Consider the following 10,591-nt stretch of genomic DNA (forward strand, 5'->3'; position numbering starts at 1 on the left):
GGGCGAGCACCGGGCGAGCCGTCGGCATGACCCTGGCCGTCGGGCGCGCCAGGGGATTCCTCACTGGTCGAGCACGGTCTGCCGGGTCCGGTAGCCGAGCAGCCGGTCGAGCAGGTCCGCCCGGCCGCGGCCCAGTTCCGGCGGCGGGGGCGGCGGGGTGCGCCGGGTCCGGGCACGGACCGCGCGGACGAATTCCCGGACCCGCGACGGGGGCGGCACCAGTTCGCCGCCGAGATAGGCCACCACGAGCAGGTCTTCGCCGGAATGGGTTTCGATGGTGAACGACCAGCCGTGGCGTTCGTCCCAGACGAGCGCCGTGTCGCGTCCGGGATGGACGGCGAGCTGCCCGTCGAGCGCCAGATAGGCCGACATCGGCGAGTCGAGATCCATCGTGGAGGACTCCGGGCCGACGCCGGCCGCGGTGCTCACCGCGTCGAGATAGGCGCTCATTCCGCAGAGCAGGCGGTATTCGTAGTCGGTTGTCACTTGCTGGACGCTCATCGATTCTCGTTTCTGCTACCGCGTGACACAGCAGGTCGCTCGGCGCCGGCGGTTCCGTCGGGCGGAGTTCGCCCGTGTCCGGGAGGACCGTCCCGCTGCCTGCCCGGCCGCCGGTTCGCGACGATCCGGCGGGCAAGGGTGTCCCGGCTGCCGGTACCCAGGCTGCGCTTCCTGCGGACGCCGGAAAAGGGCCGAAGGTCATCGGCTCCGCCCGCTGTGGACAGTGACTCGTGCGTCACGCGCACAGGTCGCGGTCGGACGCACGGTCGAAGGCCGCCGCGATGCTCGCGCGGCACGCTCGGGTCAGCTGGCGGGTGGCCCGGTTCTCCGGGGTCCGGCCGCAGCGCGGGCAGGAGAACCGCACGTCGCCGGCGAGCTCGTCGACGGCGGCGTCGAGCGGGCGGCCACACGGACGGCACCAGCGGTGGCCGCTGACCGGCACCGCGTGGTGCGGTGAGGAAACGCACTGGTGGAGCCATCGGCGATGCGTCCGGCAGGTGATCCGGTCGAACGGGTCGAGCTCGGTTTCTTCGAGGGCGTCTTCCCGGGTCAGCGCGAGCGCGAGGCGAAGGTCGGGGAGATCGGCGTACCGGGCGTCGACGCGACCGTGCGGCAGCAGCGCGAGCCGGTCGTGGCGGTTGCGCCGCAGTCCGGGCGGCACGGTCGTCGAGGGCGCGGAGGGGCGGTCGGGGGAGCTGCGGTCGATGCTCATGGTCGCCTCGCTTTCGTTGCGTCTGAGCTTTCGCTTCGACACTGCGGTCCACGAGGGCCGCACTGCCCGTTCCGGAGGGTCCGCCAGCCCCCGTCGGCGAGCGGTTTTCCTTGCTGTGAGGGGACTTTGGCCACCGGTTCGGCATCTATCGGGCCGCCGCGTCCCGGGGTGCGGCCGAGCTGCCGGGCGTGGCGTGGCCGTTCGCGGCGGCGGCCAGGACTGCCTGGACGACCGTGCCGTCGACGGTCTCCTCTTCGCGCAGCCGCTCGGCGAGCCGGTCGAGCGCCTCGCGGTGCTGTTCGAGCAGGGCCACGGCCCGAGCCTCGGCCTCCCGTACGAGACGGCCGATTTCCTGGTCCACCACGCGTTGCGTTTGTTCGGAGTACGGACGGCCGAGCAGTTCCGGACTGTCGTCGGCGACTCCCGCCGCACCGCCGCGGCTGTAGCCGATCGGGCCGAGCGCGGGAGAGAGACCGAACTCGGTGACCATTTTCGTGGCGACCGCCGTGGCGCTCGCGAGGTCGTTGGCCGCACCGGTCGACGCTTCGCCCAGCGCGACCAGTTCGGCCGCCCTTCCGCCGAGCCGCACCGCGAGGAGATCGGCGAGGTAGCTCTCGGGGTAGAGCCGCCGCTCGGCCTCCGGCAGCTGTTCGGTGGCGCCGAGCGCCATGCCCGCGGGCAGGATCGTCACTTTCGCGACCGGGTCGGCGTGTTCGCACAGCGCCGCGACGAGAGCGTGCCCCGCCTCGTGCACGGCGACGGACCGGCGCTCCTCGGGCAGCAGCGCGTTCGACGCGTCGCGGCGGCCGAGCAGGATCCGGTCCCGGGCGGTCGCGAGGTCGTCCGCGGTCAGCACGGTGCGGTTGTCCCGCACGGCGTTGATCGCCGCCTCGTTCACGAGGTTGGCCAGGTCGGCTCCGGAGAACCCGGGCGTGCCGCGGGCGACCACCGTGAGGTCCACGTCCGGGTCGAGCCGCTTTCCGTTGATGTGCACCGCGAGAATCGCGGCCCGCTCGGCTTGGTTCGGCAACGGGACGGTGACCTGCCGGTCGAACCGGCCGGGACGCAGCAGCGCCGGGTCGAGGGTCTCCGGGCGGTTGGTCGCGGCGAGCACGACGGTGCCGCCGCTCTGGTCGAAACCGTCCATTTCGGCCAGCAGCTGGTTCAGCGTCTGCTCGCGCTCCTCGTGCCCGCCGGTGCCGCCGATGCCGCGGCGGCTGCCGACGGCGTCGATCTCGTCGATGAAGATGATCGACGGCGCGCGGTCGCGGGCTTCGGAGAACAGGTCGCGCACCCGGGAAGCGCCGACGCCGACGAACATCTCGACGAACGCGGACCCGGTGATCGACAGGAACGGCACGCTCGCCTCCCCGGCCACCGCGCGGGCGAGGAGGGTTTTGCCGGTGCCGGGAGGACCGACCATCAGCACCCCGCGCGGACCCTTGGCCCCGGCGGCGGCGTACCGGGAAGGATCGCGCAGGAAGTCGACGACCTCGGCGATCTCCTGTTTCACCCCCTCGTAGCCGGCGACGTCGGCGAAGCGGGTCTCCGGCCGCTGCGCCTCGATGATCTTGGCCTTTGACCGGGCGAACCCGCCGATGCCGCCGAGCCCGCCCGGACCGCCTGCGGCGAGGGTGCGCTGGGCTCGCCGGCCCGCCCACCACAGCAGGCCGAAAATCAGCAGGATCGGCAGATACGCCAGCAGCGTGGTGAGAACCGAACCTCCGCTGCTGGTCTTCGTGCCGGTGACAGCGACATTCTTTTCGCGCAGTTTCTGCGCCAGCCGCGCATCGCCGAGCGCGGTGGGGAGCTGGCTGGTGAACTTGCCGCCGTCGCGGTAGTTCCCGGCGACCGCGCCGTCGTCTCCTATGGTGACCTCGGCGACCTGGTTGGCGTCCACTTTGGACAGCAGTTCGGTGTAGGCGAGCGCCGGCACCGACGAGGTCCACAGCGAGGGCCCGACGACGAGCACCACGGTGACGAGAACCGCGGCAGTGAGCAGAAGCCCGATAAGGCCGCCGTTGCGGTGTTCTTCGGGCTGGTGCGCGGGCGGCTCCGGAGGCGGCCCGGGACGGGCGGTGCGGGACATCCCGGCCTACTCGCCCTTGCGGCGGCGGCGCCGGACGTGCGCGGGTCCGTGGAAGACGCTGGCGGCGAGCACGACGCCCAGGACGAAACCGAAGTCGTAGAGATGGCCGCTGTTGCGCACCTCGTAAATGCCGACGTGGTCGTTGAACAGGGACACCAGGAAGGTGATCGGGCAGATGAACCCGTGCCACAACCCCAGCCAGAACCCCGGGCTGACCCCGGGACCGGAGAGCGCGTCGGCACGGGCCGCGCAGGCGGCGAGACCCAGCAGGAGGGCCAGGAGGACACCGGCCCTCGCGAGCCGGTGCCGCGCCGGGCGCGGGAGAGCAGTCATGGCACGACTCTGCGGAACGGCGGCGCCCGCGAGAAGAGCCGAACGTCCCCGGCGGGCGGGACCTGCGGACGTCGCCGCGGGTCCCGCCCGCCGGACATCCTGGACTGGGCACTCCGGACGAGAGGGGCCGCGATGACCGCGGAAATGCGAGCCTGGCGGGTGCGCGCGCCGGGGCCGATGGCTGGCGGGCCGCTGGTGCGGGAACGGATGCCGGTCCCGGAGCCGGGAGACGGCGAACTGCTGGTGCGGGTGCGCGTGTGCGGGGTGTGCCGCACCGATCTGCACGTGACGGAGGGCGACCTTCCGGTGCACCGGGCGGGAGTGGTGCCGGGCCACGAGGTCGTCGGCGAGGTGGTCGCGCCGCAGGCGGGCGGGTTCGCGGTGGGGGACCGGGTCGGCATCGCCTGGTTGCGCGGAACCTGCGGCAAATGCCGTTATTGCCGGTCCGGCAAGGAGAACTTGTGCCCGGAGTCGAGCTACACCGGCTGGGACGCCGACGGCGGCTACGCGGAATACGCCGTCGTCCCCGCCGCTTTCGCGCATCGGCTGCCTGCCGGGTACTCCGACGAGGAACTGGCGCCCTTGCTGTGCGCGGGGGTGATCGGCTATCGGGCGTTGCAGCGCGCGGCGGTGCCGGAAGGCGGACGGCTCGGCATCTACGGGTTCGGCGGCAGCGCGCACCTCGCCGCGCAAGTCGCGCTCGCGCGCGGGGCGACGGTGCACGTGCTGACTCGCAGTCCGCAAGCGCGGAAGCTGGCGCTCGAACTCGGCGCCGCGTCGGCGGGCGACGCCGCCGAGGCCCCGCCGGAACCGCTGGACTCGGCGATCCTCTTCGCCCCGGCAGGGGAACTGGTGCCGGTCGCGCTGGCGGCGCTGGACCGCGGCGGGACGCTCTCGATCGCGGGCATCCACCTTTCGAACATCCCGGTGCTGGAGTACCAGCGGCATCTTTTCCAGGAACGGCAAGTCCGCAGTGTCACCGCGAACACGCGAGCTGACGCACGGGAGTTCCTGGAGTTCGCGGGCGCGCATCGGCTGCACGTCCGGACTGTGTCTTATCCGTTGTCCGCAGCGGCGGAGGCGTTGACGGATCTGGCGGCGGACCGGGTCACCGGAGCCGCTGTCCTGTACGCGGACTGAAAAGTCCACTATGGACGGATCGGTCGCGGGTCGGTCGAGGCTGTGGTCTTTCGACTCTTTCCCGAAGCGGACGGTTGCCGCATCGTGCGGCCGGGAGGCGTTATGACACGTCAAGGGAAACGACTGCCGGGCGAATCGCTCTTGCTCGCCACGGTGGCTTCGTTGTTGCTGGCCGGTGGGATCCTCTGGCTGATGCGAACACCCGGCTCCGGCGTCTGCTGGGCGGCGGCGACCGCGGTGGCGCTGGCACCCGCCGTCTGGTGGGTGGCCGCGGACCTTCGGCACCGGCGCTGGGGCGCGGATTCGCTGGCGGTGCTGGCGCTCGGCTCGACGCTCGCGGTCGGCGAGTTCCTCGCCGGCGCGGTGGTCGCGGTGATGGTCGCGACCGGGCGGGTGCTCGAATCCCGGGCACAGCGCCGCGCCGCGCGGGACCTGACCGCGCTGCTGGAGCGAGTGCCGCAGACGGCGCACGTGCGGGAAGGCGACGACCTTCGCGAGATTCCGGCGGGTGAAGTCGCCGCCGGGAACGCGGTGGTCATCCTGCCCGGTGAGGTCGTGCCGGTCGACGGGACGCTCGCCACCGCCGGAGTGTTCGACGAATCGGCCCTCACTGGCGAACCGCTCCCGGTGGCCCGCCCTGCCGGGGACGCGATCCGCAGCGGCGTCGTGAACGCCGGAGCCGCGGCGGAGGTCACGGCGGCGGCGAGCGCGGACGAGAGCACGTACGCCGGAGTGGTGCGGCTGGCCGAATCGGCGGCGGCGCAGACCGCGCCGGTCGCCCGGCTGGCGGATCGGGCGGCCGTGTGGTTCTTGCCCGCCGCGTTGCTGATGGCCGGTACGGCGTGGCTGCTGAGCGGTGAAGTGGAGCGGGCGGTCGCGGTGCTGGTGACGGCGACTCCGTGCCCGCTACTGCTGGCGGTTCCGATCGCGGTGACCGCGGGGATGTCGCGCACTGCGCGGGCCGGGGTCGTCGTCAAGGACGGTGCCGCGCTGGAATCGCTCGGCAGGGCCAAAGTGCTGCTCATGGACAAGACCGGCACGGTCACCGCCGGGCGGCCCGAGGTGACCGACGTCGTGTGCGCGCCGGGGTACACCGCCGAGGAGGCGCTCCAGCTGGCGGCGAGCGTCGAGTACTACTCGCCGCATGTGCTGGCCGCGGCGGTGGTCCGGGCAGCGGAATCGGCTGGGATCGAACGCCTCCCCGCCGACGAGGTCGGCGAGGTGCCCGGTTCCGGGGTCCGCGGCCGGGTCGGCGGGCGCCTGGTCCGGGTGGGCAGGCTGGCCGCGGACCGGGAGACGCCCGCGTGGGCGCGCAGCGCGGCGCGCCGGGGACGGCTGGACCTGGCGACGGTGCTGTGGGTCGAACGGGACGGCGAGCCGGTGGCGGCGCTGCTGGCCAAGGACCGGATCCGTCCCGACGCGGCTCGGACGACTCGCCGCCTGCGGACGGCCGGGATCACCACGATCGGGCTGCTCACCGGCGATCGGGTGGACAACGCGCGGGAAGTGGCGGCCTTGCTCGGCCTCGACCGAGTGCAGGCGGAGGTCACCCCGGCGGAGAAGCTCGCGGCGGTCTCCGCGGCGCGTGCGGACGGTCTCGTCGTGATGACCGGCGACGGAGTGAACGACGCTCCGGCGCTCGCGGCCGCCGATGTCGGCGTCGCGCTCGGCTCCCGGGGCACGACGGCAGCCGCGCAGGCGGCCGACGCGGTGATCCTCGACGACCGCCTGGACCGCCTCGCGGACGCCGCGGAGATCGCCCGGCGCGCGCGGCGGCTGGCCGTGCAGAGCGCGGTGGCGGGAGTGGCGCTGTCGCTAGCGGCGATGGCTGCCGCGGCGGCCGGTTTCCTGACGCCGGTCTGGGGCGCGATCGTCCAGGAGGGCATCGACGTCGCGGTGATCCTCAACGCCTTGCGCGCCTTGCGGGTCCCCGCGATCGCAGCACCCGCGCCCGCTCAGCTGATGCACCGCTTCGAGGCCGAGCACGAACTGCTGCGGCCCGCGTTGCTGGCGATCCGGCAGGCCGCCGACGCACTGGCCGGCGGGCCGACCGCGGAGGCGGACCGTGCCGTACGGCACGCGTGCGACGTGCTGCTGCGGCAAGTGCTTCCGCACGAGACAGCGGAGGAGACCGAGCTGTACCCGGCGCTCGCCGGTGCACTGGGCGGGCCGGAGAGCACGGTGCCGATGAGCCGCGCGCACGCCGAGATCGCTCGGCTGGCGCGGCGGCTGGAACGGCATCTGGTGGAGTCGCCGTCGGGGATCCAGGCGGATCAGGTCGACGATCTGAGGGCGACGCTGTATGGGCTGGACGCGGTGCTGACCTTGCATTTCGCGCAGGAGGAAGAAGCCTATTTCACGCTGCCTGCGTCGTGAGCGGGCCGCACGCCGAGTCCGGCGAGTTCGAGGGCACGGGCGAGATCGCACGGAGCCGCGACCCCGACGAGTTCGCCGTGCTCGACGACGAGCACCAAGTCTTGGCCGGGGCGCAGCCGCGCGCCGCTGAGCACTTCGGAGAGCGGAGTGTCCGGGTCGGCGATCAGGCAGGCGGGCGGGGTGAGGCAGACGCTCTCCAGCCGCGTGGCGGTCCGTTCGGTTTCCGGCACTCGCGAGAGCGCGGACAGACTGATGACACCGACCGGGGCTCCGGTGAAGGACACCACGGGGAAGGTGCGGAAACGCGTGTGCGCGGCCTGGTCGAGGAAGCCCTGCACGGTGTACCAGCCGGGCGCGGTGACCGGGTCGGTGCTCATGACGTCGCGAAGCCGGAGCTGGGAAAGGAGCTGACGCAGCGGAGCCGCGGACATTTCGGAGCGCGCGGCGACGGCGAGGAACCAGCTGATGGCGATCATCCAGAGACCGCCGAGGTTGCCCAGCGCGAGAATTTGCCAGGCGCCGAAGGCGGCGAGCGCGCTGGCGAGCACTTGGCCGCCGGCCGCGGCGACGCGCCGGGCACGGCTCCGGTTCCCGGTCAGCCGCCACGCGACGGCTTCGAGAATGCGCCCGCCGTCCAGCGGTGTTCCCGGAAGCAGATTGAAGGCCGCGAGCACGCCGTTCGCCCAGCCGAGCCAGGTGAGCGCCACGGTGACCACGGCGGGCAGCACCGGGGAAGCGAGCGCGGCCACGCCGAGGAAGCCTCCGCCCACGACGGCGCTCGCCGCCGGACCGGCTGCGGCGATCAGCAGCGCCGAGCGCGGGGTCGGCGGTTCCTCGGGCAATTCGGCGGCCCCTCCGAGCAGCCATAGGGTGATGCGCTCCGCGCGGAGCCCGTAGTGGCGTGCGACGAACGCGTGGCACAGCTCGGGCACGAGCAGCGACGCCAGGAACACCAGTGCGCTGACGGCCGCGACCGTCCAGTTGATCGCGGTCGGCGAGCCGCGCGCGCCGAGCGGAAGGACGGTCGTCGCGAGGAGATCGGCCAGCAGGCCCATCACGATCAGTACGGACCAGTGCGCGCCGACGCGGATCCCGGCGACGCGGCCGAGCGGGAAAGTCGCGGGTGTCATGGCCCGAATCTCCCGCTGGACCGGCGCGGACGGGAGGGCCGCAGCGCCTCTCGCGGCGGGACCAAAGACTCCGGCGCCGCGGACGTCCGCCAGCAGCGACCGCGGGCCGGGCCGTCTTAGCGTCGGCTTCGGAACGAGCCGGTCCTGGCCGTAGGAGGCACGCGATGGACGAGAAGGAAAAGGCTCTCATAGAGGAGGAAGCCCGCCGCAATGTCGCCGAGCGCGGCCGGCACGGCAGGCACGGCCCGGCGATGCGGCGGTATCTTCTCGCCGAGGAACAGCGGGAGATCAAAGACAACGAACGCGACGTTGTTCGCGAGCCGGCCCCAGATCCGGCCGCAGAGCCGCCGCGATGATTCCGCCGGTGGTCGTCGGGGTCGACGGCTCGGCGGAGTCGGCGGCCGCGGTCCGGTGGGCGGCGGAACAAGCCCGGGGCCGCGGCGGCGGGCTGATGGTGTTCCGCGCCGAACTGTTCGACCACCCGGACCTGCTGCCGCACCGGAAACCGCCCGCCGCGGCGGAATTGCTGCTCGAACCCGGGTATCGGCTGCTTCGCCAGGCGGCGGACGAAGCGCGCCGTGCGGTGCCCGGGGTCCGGGTGCGGATGTGCCTCCGGCTCGGAGCCGCGGCCGGGCTTCTCGTCGCGCAATCGCACGACGCCGGATTGCTCGTCCTCGGCGCGCCCCGGGCGGGCGGCGTGTGGGGTGCCGTCACGGGTTCGGTAGCGCTCAGTGTCGCGGCGTCCGCCCGCTGTCCAGTGGCGGTCGTGCGCGGCAGCGCGGAACCGCAAGGGCCGGTGGTGGTGGGGGCCGACGATTCCGGCGGCAGCGAACGGGCGCTGGCTTTCGCCTTCGACACAGCCGAAACGCACGGAGCGGTGGTGGAGGCGGTGCACGTGTGGCACGACAGCGTCCCCGGGCGGGAAAGCGGTGTGCGGGAACAGGTCGCCGCGTGGTCCCGGAAGCACCCCAGAGTCCCGGTGCGAGTCCAGACGGTACGGGCTCGGTCGGCGGCCCGTGTACTCGCCGGGATTTCCCGCGGCGCCCAGCTGGTCGTCGTGGGAGGGCGCGGGCACGGCGGTCGGCTCGGCTCGACCGGAAATTGGCTGCTGGCGCACGCGGCCTGCCCGGTCGCGGTCGCCCGCTGAACGCGACGGAAGGACGGAGTCTCATGAGAATCGTTGTCGCGGTGGCGACCCGGCACGGGGCGACCCGCGAAATCGCGGAGCAGATCGCGGCTTCGCTGCGCGGAGAACTGGCGGAGACGGGCACGGCCGCCGAGGTCGTGGTGGCCGACGCGGGCGGTGTCACGTCGTTCGACGGCTGCGACGCGGCGGTGCTCGGCAGCGCTGTCTACATCGGACACTGGCTAGAACCCGCCCGCGAGCTGGTGCGGGCGCATCAGGAGGAGCTGGCCCGGATCCCGGTCTGGCTGTTCTCCAGCGGGCCGGTGGGGGAACAGACGAAACCCGCCGAAGAACCGGTGGACGTCACCGACGTGCTGGCCCGCAGCGGAGCGAGGGAGCACCGGCTCTTCGGCGGCAGGCTCGACCGGTCCCTGCTGCGGTTCCCGGAGCGCGCGATGGTCGCCGCGCTGCGGGTGCGCGACGGCGACAACCGGGACTGGCCGGTGATCCGCGCCTGGGGCCGCGCCATCGCCCGCGAACTGAGCTCGGGGACGGCCGGTGACCTTCGTCCATCGTCTTCGGGCAGTCCGGCCGCGTCGCCGCGGCGGGCGCCTGGAGTTGCATGAAAGTGCGACACCGTTCGCGAAGAAAGGAGCGCGCAATGACGTCACTGTTGCCCGGTTCCCGGATGGCGATGCCGAGCATCGCCGCCTGGCTCGACCGCCCGTGGCCGTTCGCCGAGCACAACCCGGTGCGGATCGAAGAGTCCACTGAGGACGGCAAGTACACGGTGCGGGCCGAGCTGCCAGGATTCGATCCCGAGAAGCACATTTCGGTGACGACGCACGACGGGCTGCTGACCATCGAAGCGGAGCGCGAAGCGAAGAAGGACGCCGACGGCCGCAGCGAGTTCTACTACGGCAAGTTCAGCCGCACGGTGGGCCTGCCCGCCGGAGCCGAAGCCGCCAAGATCGCCGCGAAGTACACCGACGGCATCCTCGAGATTTCGATGCCGCTGGCGCGGCAGCCGCACGAGAAGCACGTCTCGATCCACGTCGAAAAGGCATGACGGGCTCGGCGGCGGGGACAGTCTTTGCCCTTCCCCCCCCCTCTCCCCGGGGGGAGCCCCCCCGAGCGCTGACCAGACCTCCCAGGTCTTTTTTGCCTCACTACAAATCGGGCCT

General features: G+C 72.7%; 11 protein-coding genes. 6 read left to right on the forward strand and 5 right to left on the reverse strand.

The features are described from left to right. Positions 1–60: 60 nt before the first annotated feature. The 4 genes from ACZ63D_RS24135 to ACZ63D_RS24150 all read right to left on the reverse strand — a co-directional run bounded on the left by ACZ63D_RS24135 (position 61) and on the right by ACZ63D_RS24150 (position 3,635). Positions 61–501, reverse strand: coding sequence for a DUF6292 family protein (locus ACZ63D_RS24135; RefSeq protein WP_465356596.1), 441 nt, complete (start codon positions 499–501; stop codon positions 61–63). Positions 502–736: 235 nt separating this feature from the next. Beyond that, positions 737–1,213, reverse strand: coding sequence for a hypothetical protein (locus tag ACZ63D_RS24140; protein WP_465356597.1), 477 nt, complete (start codon positions 1,211–1,213; stop codon positions 737–739). A gap of 145 nt (positions 1,214–1,358) precedes the next feature. Next, the gene (gene ftsH / locus ACZ63D_RS24145; protein ID WP_465356598.1) at positions 1,359–3,302 is read right to left on the reverse strand and encodes an ATP-dependent zinc metalloprotease FtsH; all 1,944 of its coding nucleotides are present in this window, start codon (positions 3,300–3,302) and stop codon (positions 1,359–1,361) included. A gap of 6 nt (positions 3,303–3,308) precedes the next feature. Beyond that, positions 3,309–3,635 (reverse strand): hypothetical protein, encoded by a 327-nt coding sequence (locus tag ACZ63D_RS24150; RefSeq protein ID WP_465356599.1) that lies wholly within the window; start codon positions 3,633–3,635, stop codon positions 3,309–3,311. Positions 3,636–3,779: 144 nt separating this feature from the next. On the opposite strand from ACZ63D_RS24150, the gene ACZ63D_RS24155 reads away from it, so the two are divergent. Next, entirely contained in the window at positions 3,780–4,775 is a 996-nt protein-coding gene (locus tag ACZ63D_RS24155; protein ID WP_465356996.1) for a zinc-binding alcohol dehydrogenase family protein, read from the forward strand. Positions 4,776–4,877: 102 nt separating this feature from the next. Beyond that, positions 4,878–7,151, forward strand: coding sequence for a heavy metal translocating P-type ATPase (locus tag ACZ63D_RS24160; RefSeq protein ID WP_465356600.1), 2,274 nt, complete (start codon positions 4,878–4,880; stop codon positions 7,149–7,151). Here ACZ63D_RS24160 and ACZ63D_RS24165 read toward each other — a convergent pair. Next, the gene (locus ACZ63D_RS24165; protein WP_465356601.1) at positions 7,127–8,281 is read right to left on the reverse strand and encodes a site-2 protease family protein; all 1,155 of its coding nucleotides are present in this window, start codon (positions 8,279–8,281) and stop codon (positions 7,127–7,129) included. The two genes, ACZ63D_RS24160 and ACZ63D_RS24165, sit on opposite strands and share 25 nt — an antisense overlap. A gap of 164 nt (positions 8,282–8,445) precedes the next feature. On the opposite strand from ACZ63D_RS24165, the gene ACZ63D_RS24170 reads away from it, so the two are divergent. From ACZ63D_RS24170 to ACZ63D_RS24185, 4 genes are read left to right on the forward strand one after another with little or no spacing between them, the layout of a single operon-like run. Then, a complete protein-coding gene (locus ACZ63D_RS24170; protein WP_465356602.1) occupies positions 8,446–8,637 on the forward strand; it encodes a hypothetical protein in 192 nt (63 codons plus the stop codon). Then, positions 8,634–9,428, forward strand: a complete 795-nt coding sequence (locus ACZ63D_RS24175) for a universal stress protein (protein WP_465356603.1) — start codon at positions 8,634–8,636, stop codon at positions 9,426–9,428. Before ACZ63D_RS24170 ends, ACZ63D_RS24175 begins: the two co-directional genes overlap by 4 nt. Before the next feature lie 23 nt (positions 9,429–9,451). Further along, positions 9,452–10,033 carry a flavodoxin domain-containing protein gene (locus ACZ63D_RS24180; protein WP_465356604.1) on the forward strand — a complete coding sequence of 194 codons (582 nt, stop codon included), beginning with the start codon at positions 9,452–9,454 and terminating at the stop codon, positions 10,031–10,033. 35 nt (positions 10,034–10,068) lie between these two features. Next, the gene (locus tag ACZ63D_RS24185; RefSeq protein WP_465356605.1) at positions 10,069–10,476 is read left to right on the forward strand and encodes an Hsp20/alpha crystallin family protein; all 408 of its coding nucleotides are present in this window, start codon (positions 10,069–10,071) and stop codon (positions 10,474–10,476) included. The last annotated feature ends 115 nt before the right edge of the window (positions 10,477–10,591 follow it).

It is taken from the genome of Amycolatopsis sp. NPDC104775, from assembly GCF_055583325.1.